The sequence below is a fragment of the Acinetobacter sp. FL genome, assembly GCF_040744925.1.
GTDB classification, from domain to species: Bacteria; Pseudomonadota; Gammaproteobacteria; order Pseudomonadales; family Moraxellaceae; genus Acinetobacter; species Acinetobacter radioresistens.
The window spans coordinates 2206910-2226688 of record NZ_CP160437.1 but is presented as its reverse complement, the minus strand read 5'-3'; the positions used below and the strand labels follow the sequence as shown (position 1 = coordinate 2226688).

The following is a 19779-nucleotide window of genomic DNA, read 5'->3' as shown; positions in this document are numbered from 1 at the left end:
CGTTTAGATAAAATTTTCAATCAAATAATCTTATTGTTGTTATTTCTAGTCACATAGTCTATTTTTATTATATGAATTATTCTTCCTCACCCAAAAGACCACGTGGTCGACCAACCAAACACGGTTGTAACTATGCAGACACTAAAGAAGTTTTAATCCACCGAGGTATCGAGTTACTGACCGAACGTGGAATGAATGCTATGAGCTTGCACGATCTCATGAAATCAATCCAAGTTCCTAAAGGGTCTTTCTACCATTATTTTGTAAATAAAGAGGCTTTTATTTTAGAAGTCTTAGATGCTTATGAACTTTATTTTGTGAAGCGATTGAATAAGTTTTTAAGTCAAACTGATCTTTCCCCACTAGAAAAGCTGCAAAATTTTGTAAAAGATGCGGGTGAAAAAATGCAAAAATATGATTTTAAACGAGGTTGTATTTTAGGTAACTTAGGACAAGAAGTGTCGTATTTGCCACAAGAAATCATTGCCCGAATCGAAAGTATCTTTAAGGTATGGGAGAAATTAGTTTCTGATTGCCTACATCAGTCAAATTCACAATATAGCCTAGCTGATTGCGATGAAGCTGCTTATCAGTTTTGGATTGGGTGGGAAGGTGCAGTTCTAAGAGCACGTTTGGTCAAATCAACAAGTCCCTTAGATGCATTTTATCGCTTGTTTACTTTAGCTGTAAAACAACAAAATCACGTAAAAAGTTAATTAAAAAATAAATGCAGACGTCTGTATTTATTTTTTAATTAATTCTAGACAAGCAGTCTAATTAAATGGAGAGGAAGTTCTATGTACAAAGGTATTGTAATTACTAAAGATGAAGCAGGTTACACATCACGAATTACTGAGATTGCATCAAAGCCTTTACAAGAAGGAGAGGTTAGAGTCGAAGTCAAATATTCAACACTCAATTATAAAGATGCTTTAGCCATTACTGGGCGTTCACCAGTGGTGCGTAGTTTTCCTTTGACCCCAGGCATCGATTTTTCGGGTGTTGTGATTGAATCAAAACATCCAGCATGGAAAGAAAGAGATGAAGTTCTACTGAATGGTTGGGGAGTGGGTGAAAAGTATTTTGGAGGGCTAGCCGAGCAAGTCACTGTTTCTGGTGATTGGCTCATACAAAAACCTTCTGCTTTTTCTTTTAAAGATACGATGGTTATTGGTACAGCAGGTTATACCGCAATGTTGTGTGTCATGGCTTTACAAAAACATGGTATTAAACCAAGTGATGGAAAAATTTTAGTGACAGGTGCAAATGGTGGAGTAGGTAGTATTGCCATTATTATTTTGAATCATCTTGGTTATGAGATTACAGCTTCAACTGGTCGACCTCAAGAGTCAGAATATTTAACCTATCTAGGTGCGAGTGAAATTATTGATCGTATTGAATTATCTTCCCCAGGAAAGCCATTAAACAAAGAAGTTTGGGCTGGCGTAATTGATACTGTTGGAAGCCATACTTTAGCCAATGCATGTGCTAGTACAAAATATCGTGGTGCAGTTGCTGCGTGTGGTTTGGCAGGCGGAATGGATTTTCCAGCAACAGTTGCTCCATTTATTCTAAGAGGGATTACCTTATATGGAATTGATAGCGTGATGGCACCAATCGAATTAAGAAAAGAAGCATGGGAACGTTTGGCTACAGAAAGAGGTGGTCCCACATGTTTGAACAACTAAAAGCTTATTTATAAGTGATACTCTGCTCTAGTTAAGCTACCTTATTTTGTTGTGGTAGCTGGTCATAGTAAAACTCATCTGGAGTCATTTTGTCCAGACTCGAATGAGGTCGTTTCAAATTATAAAATTCAAAATATGCGTTTAATTGCTTCTTCGCATCCAAAACATTGCTGTAGGCTTTGAGATACACCTCTTCATATTTAACGCTCCGCCATAATCGTTCAACCATCACATTATCAACCCATCGACCTTTACCATCCATACTGATTTGAATGCCATTTGATTTCAATACATCAATAAATGCATCACTGGTAAACTGACTGCCTTGGTCTGTATTAAATATTTCAGGTCGACCATATTTTTCAATAGCTTCATTTAATGTTTCTATGCAAAATGTAACCTCCATACTAATCGATACTCTATGCGCAAGTACCTTGCGGCTATGCCAATCAATCACAGCACATAAATAAACAAAGCCTTTTGCCATAGGGATATACGTTATATCCGTAGACCACACTTGATTACTGCGCTGAATAGCCAATCCTTTGAGCAGATATGGATATTTGCGGTGAGCTTGATTAGCCTGGCTTAAATTTGGTTTGCAATATAACGCATTAATGCCCATTTTCTTCATTAAAGTACGTGTATGACGTCGTCCTATATGATGTCCTTGACGATTCAACAAATCACGCATCATCCGGCTACCTGCAAAAGGGTATTGCATATGTAACTCATCCATACACCGCATTAGCTTCAGATCTGATGCACTCACAGGTTTTGGGCGATAGTAATAACAACCACGGGAGACTTTCAGCAGCTGAGCTTGCTTAGATACTGAAATCTGAAGTGAGTCATCGATTAACTTTTGTGGTTGAAGCGGCCCAGTTTCTTCAACACACCTTCTAAAAAATCAATTTCTAATGCCTGCTCACCGATTTTTGCATGTAGTTTTTTTAGATCGATGGGTGGTTCTGTTGGAGCTTTTGATTGATCGAAAGCTTGCGAGGAAGCTGAAATCAGTTGATTTTTCCAGTCGATAATTTGGTTTTGATGAACATCAAATTCAGCACTCAATTCAGCAAGTGTTTTTTCTGCTTTAATCGCAGCAAGTGCTACCTTAGCTTTAAAATCATTTGAATGATTTCTTCTTGGTCTACGTGCCATAAAATACTCCATATATTGATGTTTATAACATCATTTGGGGAGCAAAATATCACTTATAAGTGTTGTTCAAATTTCCTGATCCACCTCTGAATTAGATCAAACAAAATTAGAAACAGTAACGACTGAAATTCAGTTAACAGATGCTTTAAATATTTCAAATGAAATTTTAGATGGAAAAATTCGAGGTAGAGTTGTTGTACAGATATAGTTCAACAAAATGAGTTGTGGGACTGTTCTAAATTTTGTGTAAGTACTTAATTTTCATTTATCCTACTGAGGATAATAAAAAGAGGTACTTCACATGGATGAAGCTACAATCAAAAGTATGGCAGCTGAATTAGCTAAAGGTTTAAAAACTCCTGAAGATTTAAACCAAATGACAGCCATATTTAAAAAGTTCATGATCGAAACCGCTCTGAATACTGAGCTTTCTGAACATTTAGGCTATGAAAAGCATCAACCTAAGAAAGGATCTAATGCACGTAATGGTTTTAGCTCCAAAACAGTTCTAACACAAGATGGGCAGCTTGCTTTAGATATCCCTCGTGATCGTGACGGCTCTTTTAAACCACAGATTATTAAGAAGCATCAAACACGCATTACTAGCATGGATGATCAAATTCTTTCGCTATATGCGAAAGGAATGACAAATAGAGAAATTGTTGCTTTTTTAAAGAAATGTACGATGCCGATGTATCTGCCTCCCTTATTAGTAAGGTGACGGATGCTGTCATTGAACAAGTGACAGAATGGCAAAATAGAACACTCGATAGTCTTTATCCTGTTGTCTATTTAGATTGCATTGTTGTTAAGGTTCGTCAGCATTCAACAGTAATCAATAAATCAGTTTATTTAGCATTAGGCATTAACCTGGATGGCCAAAAAGAACTTCTTGGCATGTGGCTTGCTCAAACAGAAGGTTCCAAATTCTGGCTGTCAGTCATGACAGAGCTTAAAAATCGAGGAGTGCAAGATATTCTTGTAGCCTGCCTTGCGAAGCAGCGCTTCTCAGGACTAAAAGGCTTTCCTGATGCGATAGCCTCTGTCTACGCTCATACTGATATCCAGCTGTGTATCGTACATGTTGTACGCAATAGCCTGAGATTTTTGAGCTGGAAGGACTACAAAGCTGTAACAGCAGGATTGAAGGCGATCTATCAGGCAAGTACAAAGGAAAATGCTTTAAAGTCCCTAGATATCTTCTGCGATCAATGGTATCACCAGTATCCAAAAATTGGAGAATCCTGGCGGGCAAATTGGGAAAATATCCGAACGATCTTTAGCTATCCTGCTGAAATACGTCATGCGATTTATACAACAAATGCAATTGAATCATTGAATAGCGTGATCCGCCATTCAACTAAAAAGAGAAAGATCTTCTCTTCTGATGATTCAGTGAAAAAGGTCATTTATTTAGCAACTTCAAATGCTGCTAAAAAATGGACCATGCCAATTCAAAATTGGCGTTTAGCAATGAATTGGTTTACGATTCAGTTCGATGATCGATTAAAAGATCATTTATAAAAAATGAGACTTACACAAAATAATTTACAGGCTCGTAGAAACATGAAAATACATTCTTTTGGTGAACACAATAACATTACTTTATCTAATAATTGTATTGAAGTTCGAGGTGCACGTGAGCATAACCTTAAGGATGTAGATGTTTCTATCCCAAGAAATGCACTTGTTGTTTTCTCAGGTGTATCGGGTTCAGGAAAATCATCACTTGCTTTTGGAACTATTTTTGCTGAAGCACAAAGAAGATATTTCGAATCTGTTGCACCTTATGCAAGACGCTTAATAGATCAGGCCGGAGTACCAGATGTTGATGCTATTGATGGTCTACCACCAGCAGTAGCATTGCAACAACAACGTGGTGCAAGTAATACCCGTTCTTCTGTTGGAAGTGTAACAACTTTATCAAATCTCGTGCGAATGATTTATTCGCGTGCTGGTGCATATCCTGCCGATCAGCCAATGTTATATGCCGAGGACTTTTCACCGAACACTCCTCAAGGTGCTTGTCCTACCTGTCATGGTTTAGGTCACATTTATGAAGTTACAGAATCGACAATGGTTCCTGACCCAACACTCAGTATTCGTGAGAGAGCTATCGCATCATGGCCACCTGCTTGGCACGGGCAAAACTTACGCGATATCCTAGTAACCCTAGGGTATGATGTTGATCGACCATGGAAAGATTTACCGCAATCGGATAGAGACTGGATTTTATTTACTGAAGAAACCCCAACAGTTCCTGTCTATGCTGGTTTAAGCCCCGCTGAGACTCAATCTGCACTTAAACGTAAACTAGAACCCAGCTATATGGGCACTTTCACTGGTGCTCGTCGCTATGTCCTTCATACTTTTGCTAATACCCAAAGTACGTTGATGAAAAAACGTGTTTCACGTTTTATGGAAGGAAAAATATGCCCTTCCTGTCATGGTAAACGCCTTAAACCAGAAGCCTTATCTATTACCTTTGCTGGAGTAGATATTGGTGAGTTTATGCAACTTTCTTTGGATAAGTTAACTTGCCTGCTTGAGCCCATTGTTCTTGGCAATTTCGACGCTCATGATGCTGGAGAAAAGACTAATAATAAAGTAACCCAACTTGATAGATCTGAACGAGCAACAACAGGTAGAGCAGTGCATTCTGTATCTCCAGATGTAAGACGTACGTCAGCACTTTCAGATGAAAAGAAAATTGCTGCCCAGCGTTTAGCAAATGGTGTGGTGGGGCGTTTAAATCAATTACGCCAGTTAGGTCTTGGTTATCTAACATTAGATAGAGCCACACCGACTCTTTCGGCGGGAGAGTTACAACGTTTGCGTTTAGCAACACAATTAAGTTCTATGCTATTTGGTGTAGTTTATGTACTGGATGAACCGTCTGCTGGATTACATCCTTCAGATAGTCAGTCATTATATGATTCTCTCGATAAATTAAGAGACGCTGGAAACTCCGTATTTGTTGTAGAGCATGATTTAGAGCTCATGCGTCGTGCTCAATGGTTAGTGGATGTTGGACCAGATGCAGGAGAGCAAGGTGGTAATATTTTATATAGTGGAGTACCTCAGGGTTTAAGTGAGATTTCAGCTTCACGTACTGCAAGTTATTTATTTAATAAAATCCCAGTTACTCAAAGTTATGGACGTACACCCTCTGGTTGGCTTGAACTTAACAATATTTACCGACATAACCTGCATAATATTGATGCTCGTATACCTCTTGGTGTACTTACAGCAGTTACAGGTATTTCAGGTTCAGGTAAATCTAGTCTCGTTTCTCAAGCTTTACCCGAGTTAGTACTTTCATATTTAGGCAATGAATCTGAAACTGAAAACAATAATGAAAATAATCCTTTAAATGAAGGAATGTTGGTTACCGAGGTTACACAGGGTTCTCTGGCTGGTGATGTGGAGGCTATACAGCGTCTGGTACAGGTTGATCAAAAACCAATTGGCCGTACTCCACGTTCTAATCTGGCAACTTATACGGGTTTATTTGATCATGTTAGAAAGTTATTTGCTGGGACTCCTGAAGCTCGCCAAGCTCATTATGATGCTGGACGTTTTTCGTTTAATGTGGCTAAAGGGCGATGTGAAACTTGTGAAGGTGAAGGCTTTGTCAGTGTAGAATTATTGTTTATGCCAAGTGTATATGCCCCTTGTCCGACATGTCATGGTGCTCGATATAATGATGACACTCTGAAAATTCGCTGGAATGGACGTAATATTGCTGAAGTATTAGGAATGACCGTCAATGAAGCACGTGATTTTTTTGATGGAGAGGTCTCGATTGCTCGTTCACTACAATTATTAAAGGAAATTGGCCTTGGTTATTTACGTTTAGGGCAACCAGCGACTGAACTATCTGGTGGAGAAGCGCAACGTATTAAATTGGCGACCGAGCTGCAACGCAATCAGCGTGGAAATACACTGTATATACTTGATGAGCCAACTACAGGTTTGCATCCATCAGATGTAGATCGATTGTTAGTTCAATTGCAGCGATTAGTCGATGCGGGTAATACCGTGGTTATGATTGAGCATGATATGCGTGCCGTTGCACAAGCAGATTGGGTGATTGATGTGGGACCAGGTGCTGGAAATGCTGGTGGGAATATTGTTGTGGCAGGAACACCAAAACAAATAACAGAAAATCAAGATAGTCGTACTGCTCCATATTTAGTTAATGAGTTAGTGAGTCGTGATACTAAACGTTGATATTGCGAGTGGGTAGAATAAAACCTTAAATTAAAAGCCTGTAAAATCAATCAGATATTTTTTTGTTTTAGGTGGTGTGTGAGCATGAAATCTAAAAGTTTTTTTCAACTAAGGGCTTTGTTGCACAAACCTATCTGTAACGGCTTTTTCAGCGATATAATTTTCAAATGAAGAAGCCTACACAGAAAATCTACCGCACAACCAATTGGCCCGCATATAACCGAGCACTCATGAGTCGCGGAAATATTGCCATTTGGTTTGATCCTGCTACGCAATGGTATGCTCCATCAAAAGGCAAACAAGGGCGAAATCAAACCTACTCCGACGCAGCCATCCAATGCTGCTTAATGATTAAATCCTTATTCCGTCTGTCTTTACGTATGGTCACTGGCTTTGTGCAAAGTCTGATTAAACTTTGCGGATTAAATTGGACAGCACCAGATTACAGTACGCTTTGTAGAAGACAAAAGCATATTGATATTGCAATCAGCTACCAAAAAAGTAGCGATGGGCTGCATCTACTCATAGACTCTACAGGCATGAAGTTTCTAGGTGAGGGCGAATGGAAACGCAAGAAACATGGACCTGAATATCGTCGCCAATGGCGTAAATTTCATATTAGTATAGATGCCAAAACCCTGCAAATACGAGCAGTTCAGCTTACAACCAATAATGTCAGTGATTCACAGGTGCTTGGTGATTTACTTGATCAGATTCCACAAGATGAGCAGATTGACTCTGTTTATACCGATGGAGCTTATGACACCAAGCAATGCCGTCAGGTCATTGCAGATCGGCAAGCGCATACGGTGATTCCACCTAGAAAAAATGCGAAACCATGGAAAGATACAAAGAGTAGCTCGCTAGAGCGAAATGAATTACTTCGAACAGTTAAACGTTTAGGCAGGACACTATGGAAAAAATGGTCAGGCTATCATCGGCGAAGTTTGGTTGAAACTAAGATGCACTGCATTAAATTATTAGGAGATAAACTCAGTGCAAGGAGTTTTGATAGCCAAGTGAATGAGATCCATGCACGTGTAGCAGTGCTTAACAGATTTACGGAATTAGGTCGACCACTTACCCAAGTTACGCCTTAAATTTGGCTCAATTAGGGGCGCTTTGCATTTCAAATCTTTGTGCAACAAAGCCCTTAAAAACAAGAAAAAGAGGATTGATAAAATGATGATAAAAAATAAAAAAGCGCCTGATGGCGCTTTCCTTTAATCATATTTATGGCGTCAGAATCACTTTACGACAGTCTTCTTCTTTTTTATCAAAAATACGGTAACCTTCCGCAGCATCTTCCAGTTTCATGCGATGGGTAATAATCAGATCTGGAGACAGATCTCCATTTTCAATATGTTCTAGCAACTGCGGCAAGTAATTATGCACATGAGTTTGTCCCATTTTAAAGGTTAAACCTTTGTCAAAGGCATCACCAAACAGGAAGCCGTGAATTGGACCGGCATAAATTCCAGGTACACTCACCACACCGCCGCGGCGGACCGCTGCAATACATTGTCTTAACGCTGAACCACTCGAACCTTCTAATTTCAGGTTAGTCATTACGGTTTCCAGCATGCTGCCTTTGGCTTCAAAACCGACCGCATCAATGACGGCATCGACTCCACGATAACCCGTGGTATTTTGAATGATAAATTCAGCGGCATCGACTTCATCAAAATTGACCGGAATCACCCCATAGGTTTGATGTGCGAAACTCAGACGATAAGGATGGTGATCGACCATAAAAATCTGCTCGGCACCGAGCATCCGCGCACAGGCAGCAGCCAGCAGACCAACTGGGCCAGCACCATAAATCGCCACACTGGAACCTCGACCAACTTGGGCATTGTTCACTGCTTGCCAGGCGGTTGGTAGAATATCGGTCAGGAATAATACTTTTTCATCAGGCAGGGAGCCTGGCACTTTAAATGGTCCGACATTGCCCTTGGGGATCCGCACATATTCAGCTTGACCACCCGGTATACCACCATATAGATGGCTAAAGCCAAATAAAGCTGCCCCTGGTGGAATCTGTTTTTTATTGAGAATTGCACCACGGCCGGTATTGGTATTTTCACAGGAAGCCATGAGTTCATGTTCACAGAAAAAACAGTGACCACATGCAATCACGAAAGGAATAATGACCCGGTCGCCTTTTTTGACTTCGGTGACTTCAGGGCCGACTTCTTCTACAATTCCCATAAATTCATGGCCGAAAATATCGCCATCTTCAGTGGCCGGAATTTTACCCCGGTATAGGTGCAGATCTGAGCCACAGATGGCAGTCGCTGTCACCCTTAAAATGACGTCATCTGGTTCCTGAATCACTGGATCTGGAACGGATTCAACTCGTACATCCCGAGCACCATGATAGGTAAGAGCACGCATGCGGATTTCCTCTCTCTAGTTCAACATTAAACAGACTCGTATCAAGGCTGCCAAAAATAAAAAACACTTTTATTAGAGCCTATGCGCCAAGAAATCGCTGTAAATTAATGTATGAAATAAGACATCCGAGTGTTTAAAAAATAAATTTATATAGGGTTTACGTAATTCGTGATCTTATGTGTCGAATGAATAGAAAAGAACAGAATTAAAGAAACATCTAGTAATTTCTATAACTTATAGATTATTAATTCTGTGCTATCTATTATTTTTAGAAATAAATGTCCCTAACATAATCATAGAGGTACTAACTCCCCCTATTACTAAACTCATGAGTATTATTTCTATACTTAATATCTCTGTCCAATGGCTATGGTCACTCCACGGAATATATATGCCATGTCCAAATAAAAAATTTATAGTGCATAAAATAAGGAAGCTAATGAGAGTGGATATTATCAAGGTAACTATAAGATTTTTCCAAACTTTGCGTCCTACACACAGTACGAAAAATGTTAGGCATAACATTATGGTTATTGAGATTATTAAAATAATATTCCAATATTTCATTTTTATTACTCATAAGCTTTTTTATTAAACTTAATAAAATCCTATAGTTAGTTTTCTATATTTTTTAATATAAAATTATACTCATTATTAAGCAATATCATTATGTTCCATCATTATTACTATAATTCATAAAGAATGAGTTCTTTTCTAAATGATATCTTTAGGCTAGGTAAAAATAAAAAACCACAATTAAAAGTGTGGTCAATTTGGAGAAAGTCTCAGGTCTAAAAAGAAAAAAATAGTTAATTTTCCTCTTCACAGAAATTAGTAGAGCAATGCTTTCCTGATCTTTTTATCTGTCTTATACTGCGATAAAGTATATACAGCCCAGATTGCGGCCGGAATCCACCCTAAAATCGTAATCTGAAGAAATAAACAAATCATTCCTGCAAATGGACGACCTATCGTAAAAAACAGCAGCCAGGGAAAAATTAAAGCAACCAAAAGTCTCATATTACGGTCCTACTGATACGTTATTTCAGGTGAATTAATTTTCATTGAAGGGGTAAATTAAACAATTTTCGATCACGTTCTTCTGTTAAATACTTATCCATTTGTGTAATTAATTTGGCTCTAGCCTTTTCATCATCTCCGGTAATTTTCAACATGCAGGATCCGATTAAAATCTTGCGTCTAGTATCACTGAGAAAATCCACGATTTGATGCATTTTTATCATCATCTTGATTAGCCATATCTATACCGCCTTTGATTATTCTTCGCGAAAGGTAAATAGCTTGTCTATCTTAGTGAGTCGGCCATACTGAATAGCTACCGATTTTGTAGACACCTTTTAGTTAGATAAAAAAGCAATTTTTTTGATCTTTAAAGAATGAGGATATAGTATTTGTAAAATTACTTAGCTGCTTAAAACTTAATTCTAATTGGTTAATAGGTGAAAAATGAAATTAGCAGAAGCTCTCTTACTTCGAAGTGATCAACAAAAAAAAATTATTTCATTAAAACAACGTATCAATGCAAATGTATTGGTACAAGATGGTGATAAACCATCTGAAGATCCAAATGAACTATTAAAACAAGTATTTTCTTTAATTCAAGAATTTCAAAAATTAAGTTATGCAATTCATGAAACTAATGCTTTAACAAAATTAAATGATGGCCGTTCTCTACTTGCTTTATTGTCTTTGCGTGATGAATTTGTAGAACAGCACAAAACCCTAACTGCAGCAATAAGTAATACATCTCGTGAATCTGATCGTTATAGTACGCGGGAAATAAAGTGGCATAAAGTTATTCCAGTTTCATCACTACAAAAACAAGCTGATGATATTAGTCTTAAATTACGTGATTTAAATGTGTTAATTCAGTCGAATAATTGGAAAATTGATTTGATTGAAGCCTAATAGTCCTTTAGATATAATCAAGTTGAACATACTGGGCGAGTACAAGATCCCTTACTTCCACAACATAGGATTGTAAATAAAGTGTAGTGGCTTGCAAAGCAAGTGGATAAGCTTAAAATTTTAAGTACAAATCAATCCATCACTTGGCATAATTCAAATCTTTGTGCGAACAAAGTTACACGTTACTTATAACTACCATGTACTGACAGTATGTTCACCTCAATTACTAAAAATAAAGAAATGAGCAAGCATCAGCTCAACTACATTTCTATTTTTAATTCAGTTCGGCTTTGTTGCATAAAGAGTTGAAAGATAGACTTTGAAAATTATTGTAAGCCCAAAATAGAAATGTCCGGTTTCTCCAAAGTAAAAATGTCCGCTTTTAGAATATGCACTTTTGCAATTTCCTTAGCGGACGGTTTGATATGTTGGTGTCTATGTCGGATAAAGAACTTAAACGATTGTCGATCTTGCAGGAAATCTGTGATCAACGCATAACTCAATCCCAAGCTGCTCAGCTACTGCATATTTCAGAACGTCAGATCAGACGCTTACTGCAAAAATACAAAGCTCAAGGTCCCACTGCATTAGCCCATGCCGGTCGTGGCCAAACCAGCAATTCTAAACTTCCTGAAGAGATCAGACTCAAGTGCCTCAATATTGTTTCAGATCAACTTTATGGTTTCGGACCCACTTTAGCGCATGAAAAGCTCACCACCGTGCATGGATTCGATCGTTCAGTAGAAACCCTGCGTTCCTGGATGATTGCAGCCGATTTATGGATTCCTCGCGCCAAGCGCCTGAAACGCCCGTATCAGCCTCGATATAACCGGGATTGTTATGGTGAACTGATCCAAATTGATGGCTCACATCATGACTGGTTTGAAGGACGTGCAGCTAAATGCTGTTTACTGGTGTTTATTGATGATGCCACAGGAAAATTGCAGCATTTACGCTTCTGTGAATCAGAATCAACCTTTGACTATATGATTTCAACACGCCTGTATGTTGAACAGCACGGTAAGCCCTTAGCGTTTTACAGCGATAAACATTCAGTGTTTAGGGTAAATCAAAGCAGTAAGAAAGACATCAGGATTACCCAGTTTGGACGCGTACTCAGTACCCTCAAAATCGATATCATCTTCGCTAACTCACCCCAGGCCAAAGGTCGTGTGGAACGAGCGAATAGAACACTTCAGGATCGTCTGATTAAGGAGATGCGCCTGGAAGGTATCAATTCGATTGCAGATGCGAATAAGTGGTTGCCCTGCTTTATTGAGCAATTTAATCGTAAATTTGCCAAGATGGCTTTTAATCCCAAGGATCTACACCGGACTGTCACTGAAACAGCCGAAGAGTTAGATGATGTTTTTACCTGGCGTGAACCACGCAGAGTGACGAAAAGCCTGACCATTACTTATGATAAATGTGTATATCTCTTGGAGAATACAGAAGAAAATCAGAGGTTGATCGGCAAGTATCTTGAATTTCTAGAATACCCGGATGGTACTGTGGCCATCATGCATGAAAGTCGGAAGATCAATTACAGCATCTTCGATAAATTAAGTCAGCTGAACCAGCGAGAGATTGTTGAGAATAAACGGTTGGGTGCTGTTCTGAATCATATCCAACAGCAGCATGAAGAACTGGAACAGCAAAACAAACGCAATCGTTCTCAAAAGATGCCAAGCAGACGTGCACAGAAAACAGCAATTCAACAGCGAAATCTGAATCCTGTGCTTGACTTGGAAATGTCCATATAGGACATTTCTATTTGGTTATTAGGTAGGACATTTCTACTTGGGAATAACACTAACATAACAGCATTCAAAAAAACATCTATATATCAATGCATTGTGATAAAATTAATGTAGCGCAAAAAACTAGAAAAGCCGACTTGAAAACAAGTCGGCTTTTTATGAGCAGTTTTAATACATTCCGCCGATAAAATCGGTTAAAAAATAATTAAATTTGATATTTCCCCAATATTCTCGGTCTTCCCCAGGCCAAAAATATCCCCAATTTCTGTGGATAAAATTTAGGCTATCCAGTCAAAATAAATTTAACAATAAAATTGAATATTTTAGAACTTTGTATGAAGGCAGTCCTGAGGAATTTAAAGTTGAAGCACCGCATAGGGTTTATGGAAAACTTGGTTCTAGTCCGATAATTAACTTAAAACTTGTTCCTGATTTTAATCCTAAAAGTAATTTTATTGAGTGAGTCTATTCAGAGATAAATCATTAGATTTTTAGAGTAGAACGACTTACTATTTTTTTATTTATCTTTTACATCTTACTCAAATATTTGCTTGCTTGGGGTAACCCTGTTCTTAGCCTTCTCTTAAGATAATTAATATAAATATGTCATCGAAAAATAGACTTTTCCAAATTAAAATTTATTTCACGGAAACAAGACTATTTAAGCTTAACAGAATTAAACATTTTATCTATATTTTATATATTGTTAGGTTAAGTTTTAAGTGCTACTTTAAGTCTGCGAATAAAAGAAACGCCTGTAAGACGAAGAAAATGACTGCAACATTAGCCCACTTAATCTTTTGATTAAGTGGGCTTTTAATTATTAAGAAAAAAGCAATACTTTGTTTTTTTGAGGGAGCTATTTTAATGTCCAGAATTGCTTTATTCTTTAGAAAAGAATGGATCAATATCATGAATGTTTTTTCTATGGAAGAGTTGAGGTCACTACTCGTGGCTACTACACAAGAGAATGAAAAGTTAAGGGAAGACAATCAAAGACTATTACTCATTGTCGCTGATGCTACTAAGCAAATAAAAGAGGCGAGCAATATGGCGGAAAAATATCAACGAATGTTTAATAATTTATCTGAATCTGTTGAAGCTAAATATGACAATGAATTCAGCATTGATAACATTCCAGGGCAGTAAAATCTATATTTGATTATTTTCCAACCAAGTCTTTAATAAATAATAACTTAAGGCAAACATCTCCATACACATTACTTATACTTACTATACTTTTCATTTAAATTTTTAATGATATAATTTAGTCATTCCAAGAACTTAACAATTAGAACAATGTAATGTGAATTAAAAAGCCTACTTGATTAGCAGCAATTAAGTAGGCTTTTTATTTTCATCAACAGTAAGTTAATCCACATACTAAAAAGGGGGGAATTTATGCTCCGATTGAACTGTACCGGGTTTGTCGGAGAGACAATATTCTGAGAGACTATCCCGATGACAAAATTAAAATATACCCCTGAAATCAGAGAAAGAGCGGTTCAATTATTGATTGAATCTGAAAAAGATTATCCATCGAATTGGGCTGCGATCACTGCTATTGCTCCCAAGATAGGTTGTACTCCTGAAACACTAAGTGTTTGGTATCAAAAATATTTAGATAAACAAAATCCAGTTAAAGTACAGCAGCTTTCAGACCAAGAACGTATCAAACAACTCGAACGCGAAAATAAAGAACTGCAACGCGCCAATGAGATTCTACGTAAAGCAGCCGCTTTTTTCGCCCAGGCGGAGCTCGACCGCCCACACAAATAATGGTGGATTTTATCCATAATAATAAAGAGCTGTACGGAGTCGAGGCGATTTGTAGAATTTTACCGATCGCACCTTCAACCTATTACCGGACTTTAGATCTCACAGTAAATCCAGAACATCGAGCGAAACGAGATTTACATGATGTGCATCATGCTGAGGAGATTAAGCGAATTTGGAAAGAAAGTTCAGGTCGATACGGTGTGCGTAAGGTCTGGCAACAACTGAAACGTGAAGGCTATGTGATTGCCCGTTGTACTGTGGTTCGATTGATGCAAAAGCTGGGTATACAGGGTGTTTGGCGGGGTAAGAACAAACAAACCACATGTAGTAGAGATGATCAAAAACGAGCACCTGACTTGGTGAAACGGAATTTTAGAGCTGATCAGCCTAATCACTTGTGGGTTGCTGACTTTACCTATATTCAAACTAATTCTGGCTGGGTGTATACCGCCTTTATGATTGATGTGTTCTCACGAGCCATTGTTGGATGGAAAGTATCTACACGAATGAATACCGATATGGTGCTCGATGCATTAGAGCAAGCATTGCAGGATCGAGGCATGCCAAAGAATGTGATTCATCATTCCGACAGAGGTGATGTGTGCTGAAAAAACAGGAGAAATTGTTACTTATGTTTGGGGTAAAAGAGATATAGCTATAGTCCAACGACTGAAGGAAAAGTTGAAACAGTTAGGTATTCACTATACCCGAATTTCAAGTAATCAATGGGATAGTTTTATCACTACATTTAAAGACTGTCAGCAAAGTATTGGTAAGTTTTTCACTATAGGTATTGAAGGAAATAATTGCAAAATAAGGCATCGGATTAGATGTATTAGTTCAGTATTGAGTGTGGCTTTAGCGAAATACGGATATTAATGCTTCTCGCAATATTTTAGCGGTAGGACATACCACTTTGTCTGTGGAGGGAAGATGCGGTAAAGGTCGCTCTGTGAAGCAGAAAGCATGCGAAATCCGTGAGGAAGTCGCCTAAGAGCTTTTGCTTTTAGAATCCCTGAGAAACATGTTTCGTAAAGAGTTAGTCGAAAGTGGGGGGAGTATGTCAGAAGTTTAATTTTATAAGCTATTGTAAAGATTCGGAAAGTTAATTATAGCATCCAGTTGCAGAGCCAATAGTGACTTCATTTAATCTCAGCATACTTTTTGAAAACTACCTAAATTTTTAAGGTTTATAAAAAATATTGTTCTTTTTTATACTATGGGGTACTATAGTATCAATGCTAGAAAATAAGGAGGTCTGATGCCTAATCAGGTCGAAGACAAAAAAAAGATTCTTCTACGCGTCAGAAAGATCAAAGGTCAGACACAAGCGATTGAAAAAGCGCTAGAAGACAATGTGGAATGTGGTGCGATTCTGCAACAAATATGCTCTGTGCGTGGTGCTATTAATGGTCTAATGAATGAGATGTTAGAGGTTCATTTAAAGGACACTTTAGTATCAGGTGAAACCACAGAACAACAACGAAAAGAAGAACTGGCTGAAATCGCCAAGATTCTAAAATCATATTTAAAATAGATCTGTATAAGGAATTATTCCATGAAGTCACGTGCTGCCGTTGCGTTTGGTCCTGGTCAACCTCTTCAAATTGTTGAAGTTGATGTTGCACCACCGAAGAAAGGTGAAGTATTAATTAAGATCTCCCATACCGGTGTGTGTCATACAGACGCATTTACTTTATCTGGCGATGATCCTGAAGGTGTTTTTCCGGCTATTCTCGGGCATGAAGGTGCTGGTGTTGTAGTTGAGGTTGGTGAAGGCGTGACTAGCGTCAAACCAGGTGATCATGTTATTCCACTTTACACTGCTGAATGTGGCGAGTGCGTATTCTGTAAATCTGGAAAATCGAACTTGTGTATTTCCGTTCGCGAAACTCAAGGTAGAGGTGTAATGCCAGATGGTACCACTCGTTTTTCCTACAATGGTCAACCGATTTATCACTATATGGGCTGCTCAACGTTCAGTGAATACACGGTAGTGGCAGAAGTATCATTGGCTAAAATCAATCCTGAAGCCAATCATGAACATGTATGCTTACTGGGTTGTGGGGTAACAACGGGTATCGGTGCAGTACACAACACGGCTAAAGTACAAGAAGGTGATAGTGTTGCGGTTTTTGGTTTAGGGGGTATTGGTCTGGCAGTCGTACAAGCCGCACGTCAAGCTAAAGCAGGACGTATTATTGTGGTTGACATGAATCCAGACAAATTTGCGCTGGCAAAAGAATTTGGTGCAACGGACTTCTTGAATCCTAAAGACTACGATAAACCAATCCAGCAAGTAATTGTCGAAATGACTGGCTGGGGTGTAGATCATTCATTTGAGTGTATTGGTAACGTGAATGTGATGCGTGCAGCCCTTGAAAGTGCACACCGTGGCTGGGGACAATCCGTAATTATTGGTGTAGCTGGCGCAGGTCAGGAAATCTCTACCCGTCCATTCCAACTGGTTACTGGTCGTAAATGGCTAGGTTCTGCCTTTGGTGGCGTAAAAGGTCGTACGCAACTTCCAGGAATGGTTGAAGATGCCATGAAAGGTAAAATTCAATTAGAACCATTTGTGACACATACGATGGGCTTGGATCAGATCAATGAAGCCTTTGATCTAATGCATGAAGGTAAGTCAATTCGTACTGTAATTCATTACGAATAATTGCGTCAGACCTTATGCTTTTCCATGCATGTGAATCATGATTGACATGCATGGAATCCTCTAAAACGGTACATTATCTGTAAACAGATTTATCTGTGTAGGCATCGTGTATAGGTTCAATAAACCTGCCTACATTTTAATTCTTTATCACTATTCTCTGTGGAGAATGTCAGACTCTTTGTTTACTCGATTTCTCATGAAGTCTTGCTCAACATAGGTAATTGATTATGGAAATAATTGAGAAACATGCTTCTTTTGGTGGATCGCAAGAAGTGTATCGCCATCAGTCAACAGCATTAAACTGTTCAATGAAATTCTCAATATATCTGCCACCTCATGACAAAGATGAGCGGTTGCCAGTTTTATATTGGTTATCAGGACTGACTTGCAACGAACAGAACTTTATTACTAAAGCCGGAGCACAAAAGTATGCGGCTGAACATAAAGTCATTATTGTTGCACCAGATACCAGCCCACGTGGAGAGGATGTACCAGATCATGCAGATTATGATTTAGGCCAAGGTGCAGGATTCTATGTGAATGCAACACAAGCACCCTGGTCACAGCATTTCAAAATGTATGATTATATTGTGGAAGAGCTCAGAAATCTGATTGACCTAAATTTTCCGACCAATCAAGTCCAAAGTATTATGGGTCATAGCATGGGTGGTCATGGTGCATTAGTCATTGGGTTAAAAAATCCTGAGCTGTATAAAAGTATTTCTGCTTTTGCACCAATTGTTGCACCTAGCCAAGTACCTTGGGGGAAAAAGGCTTTTACACACTACCTAGGTGAAACCGAAACTTTATGGAAAAGCTATGATGCGATTGAATTAATCAAAAACGCAGAAGTTCATTTACCTATTTTAGTCGATCAGGGAACAGCTGATGATTTTCTTGAAGAACAGTTAAGGCCTAAGCTTCTTAGTGATATTTGTTTGGAACAAGAATATCCTCTTACACTTAACCTAAGAGAAGGCTATGACCATAGCTATTACTTCATTGCGAGCTTTATAGAGAAACATATAGAGTTTCACAGCAAATTCCTAGCTAAATAACTTTCATAGATATGAGGATGTACAATATTGTTCTTGAATGCTTCTTGAGCAATATAATTTCCAGATGAAGAGATCAGCTTATAAATCTAAGGTAGAGTCAATTGGTCCTTATATAACTAAGATTGAATTTAATCATCTCATATCTTGATTTTTTGATTCAAATGTTAATGATATTAACTTGAATAAATTCATAGCATTATGTCGAAATAAAAACCTAAATTTTGGCTCAGCTATGGGATTTTTTTTAACTTTTATACAACAAAACTTTCTGACATGCATACATTAGCAATGTCAGAATCAGTTTGAATTCTAATCAATTGTGGAGTTTTAGTCATGCTTAAAACAGCTTTATATGTCCGCCTTGAAGCTAAACCAGGTAAAGAAGACGAAGTGGAAGCTTTCCTTAAAGCCGGTTTACCTATTGTAATGGAAGAACCTGCGACAGTTGCGTGGTTTGGCTTACGTCTTGGACCTACAACATTTGGTATTTTTGATGCATTTCCTGATGAGGCGGGTCGCCAAGCACATTTATCTGGCAAGGTTGCAGCTGCGTTGATGGCTCAGGCCGATGATCTATTTTCAGAGCCACCGTCTATTGAGAAAGTAGATGTTTTGGCGAGTAAACTACCAGGTTAAACCGACGCTTAAATGTATGAGTGTGCTGCCTGAAATTTTGAATGAAAGGCAGCACTTTATCGCTGTGAGGTTTGTCAGAGGCTTTTTATTCAAGTTGGGCTACTTTATTTATTGGCTTAATCTCATCATTTAAATGGGTCAATATCCAAAACAGGGCAGGGTAAATAAACGAATGCAACTATTTACATGCTTTATATTGAACCAATCTATCTAATTTACTGTCGCATTTGTACATCTGCTAAACCGTGCCAATCTGCTTTTAAAATATTCAATCATTGCTATTTTGTATGAGCCATTCACTGTTTTAGCCAATGCGTTCACGACCATGTCAATAGTCATACATGTTTATACCTTCCATCCAACAATCGCTCGTGAAAATACATCAATAATAAAAGTGGTATAGAACAAGCCTGAATGTGTTTAACCATCACTCAAGTCGCCAAGTTGAAATAATTTTTTATAAA

General features: G+C 38.2%; 13 protein-coding genes, 7 pseudogenes and 1 other annotated feature. Of the genes and pseudogenes, 15 read left to right on the top strand and 5 right to left on the bottom strand.

Features of this window, described 5'->3' with window-relative positions:
- Positions 1–71: 71 nt before the first annotated feature.
- Positions 72–716, top strand: coding sequence for a TetR/AcrR family transcriptional regulator (locus tag ABZP31_RS10370; protein WP_005015453.1), 645 nt, complete (start codon positions 72–74; stop codon positions 714–716).
- A gap of 81 nt (positions 717–797) precedes the next feature.
- A pseudogene (locus ABZP31_RS10365) lies at positions 798–1658 on the top strand (MDR family oxidoreductase); the annotation flags it as partial.
- A gap of 61 nt (positions 1659–1719) precedes the next feature.
- On the opposite strand, the gene ABZP31_RS10360 reads toward ABZP31_RS10365, so the two are convergent.
- A protein-coding gene (locus ABZP31_RS10360) for an IS3 family transposase (protein ID WP_223235881.1) occupies positions 1720–2852 on the bottom strand; the annotation gives its coding sequence in 2 pieces (ribosomal slippage) (positions 1720–2600 and positions 2600–2852; 1134 coding nt in all).
- A gap of 85 nt (positions 2853–2937) precedes the next feature.
- Here ABZP31_RS10360 and ABZP31_RS10355 point away from each other — a divergent pair.
- From ABZP31_RS10355 to ABZP31_RS10340, 4 genes and pseudogenes are all read left to right on the top strand, one after another.
- Positions 2938–3060: pseudogene (locus ABZP31_RS10355) on the top strand (oxidoreductase); the annotation flags it as partial.
- A gap of 93 nt (positions 3061–3153) precedes the next feature.
- Positions 3154–4376, top strand: a pseudogene (locus tag ABZP31_RS10350) (IS256 family transposase).
- Between the two features lie 42 nt (positions 4377–4418).
- On the top strand, positions 4419–7085 hold the full coding sequence (locus ABZP31_RS10345) for an excinuclease ABC subunit UvrA (protein ID WP_005015443.1): 2667 nt from the start codon (positions 4419–4421) through the stop codon (positions 7083–7085).
- A 167-nt stretch (positions 7086–7252) separates the two neighbouring features.
- On the top strand, positions 7253–8185 hold the full coding sequence (locus ABZP31_RS10340) for an IS5 family transposase (protein ID WP_079284451.1): 933 nt from the start codon (positions 7253–7255) through the stop codon (positions 8183–8185).
- A gap of 133 nt (positions 8186–8318) precedes the next feature.
- Here the strand turns inward: ABZP31_RS10340 and ABZP31_RS10335 are convergent, their stop codons facing one another.
- From ABZP31_RS10335 to ABZP31_RS10325, 3 genes and pseudogenes are all read right to left on the bottom strand, one after another.
- Positions 8319–9482, bottom strand: a complete 1164-nt coding sequence (locus ABZP31_RS10335) for a zinc-dependent alcohol dehydrogenase (RefSeq protein WP_005006199.1) — start codon at positions 9480–9482, stop codon at positions 8319–8321.
- Positions 9483–10313: 831 nt separating this feature from the next.
- Positions 10314–10502 carry a YqaE/Pmp3 family membrane protein gene (locus ABZP31_RS10330; RefSeq protein ID WP_005015434.1) on the bottom strand — a complete coding sequence of 63 codons (189 nt, stop codon included), beginning with the start codon at positions 10500–10502 and terminating at the stop codon, positions 10314–10316.
- Positions 10503–10543: 41 nt separating this feature from the next.
- Positions 10544–10690, bottom strand: a pseudogene (locus tag ABZP31_RS10325) (mobilization protein); the annotation flags it as partial.
- 259 nt (positions 10691–10949) lie between these two features.
- On the opposite strand from ABZP31_RS10325, the gene ABZP31_RS10320 reads away from it, so the two are divergent.
- From ABZP31_RS10320 to ABZP31_RS10280, 9 genes and pseudogenes are all read left to right on the top strand, one after another.
- Positions 10950–11411, top strand: a complete 462-nt coding sequence (locus ABZP31_RS10320; protein ID WP_004733111.1) for a DIP1984 family protein — start codon at positions 10950–10952, stop codon at positions 11409–11411.
- Between the two features lie 437 nt (positions 11412–11848).
- Complete coding sequence (locus ABZP31_RS10315) at positions 11849–13174, top strand: ISNCY family transposase (protein WP_079282529.1); 1326 nt, start codon at positions 11849–11851, stop codon at positions 13172–13174.
- A gap of 864 nt (positions 13175–14038) precedes the next feature.
- A complete protein-coding gene (locus tag ABZP31_RS10310) occupies positions 14039–14320 on the top strand; it encodes a hypothetical protein (protein ID WP_005015419.1) in 282 nt (93 codons plus the stop codon).
- 312 nt (positions 14321–14632) lie between these two features.
- A pseudogene (locus tag ABZP31_RS10305) lies at positions 14633–15546 on the top strand (IS3 family transposase); the annotation flags it as partial.
- Positions 14908–15024 (top strand) — a sequence feature (AL1L pseudoknot). It overlaps the preceding pseudogene by 117 nt.
- A gap of 13 nt (positions 15547–15559) precedes the next feature.
- Positions 15560–15781 (top strand): annotated as a pseudogene (locus tag ABZP31_RS10300) (IS1 family transposase); the annotation flags it as partial.
- 430 nt (positions 15782–16211) lie between these two features.
- A complete protein-coding gene (locus ABZP31_RS10295; protein ID WP_001133624.1) occupies positions 16212–16487 on the top strand; it encodes a metal/formaldehyde-sensitive transcriptional repressor in 276 nt (91 codons plus the stop codon).
- A gap of 21 nt (positions 16488–16508) precedes the next feature.
- Entirely contained in the window at positions 16509–17621 is a 1113-nt protein-coding gene (locus ABZP31_RS10290; RefSeq protein ID WP_000842149.1) for an S-(hydroxymethyl)glutathione dehydrogenase/class III alcohol dehydrogenase, read from the top strand.
- Positions 17622–17848: 227 nt separating this feature from the next.
- A complete protein-coding gene (fghA, locus tag ABZP31_RS10285) occupies positions 17849–18679 on the top strand; it encodes an S-formylglutathione hydrolase (protein WP_004682262.1) in 831 nt (276 codons plus the stop codon).
- Between the two features lie 333 nt (positions 18680–19012).
- The gene (locus ABZP31_RS10280) at positions 19013–19315 is read left to right on the top strand and encodes a putative quinol monooxygenase (protein WP_005015410.1); all 303 of its coding nucleotides are present in this window, start codon (positions 19013–19015) and stop codon (positions 19313–19315) included.
- 85 nt (positions 19316–19400) lie between these two features.
- Here ABZP31_RS10280 and ABZP31_RS10275 read toward each other — a convergent pair.
- Positions 19401–19735, bottom strand: a pseudogene (locus ABZP31_RS10275) (IS3 family transposase); the annotation flags it as partial.
- Positions 19736–19779: the final 44 nt, after the last annotated feature.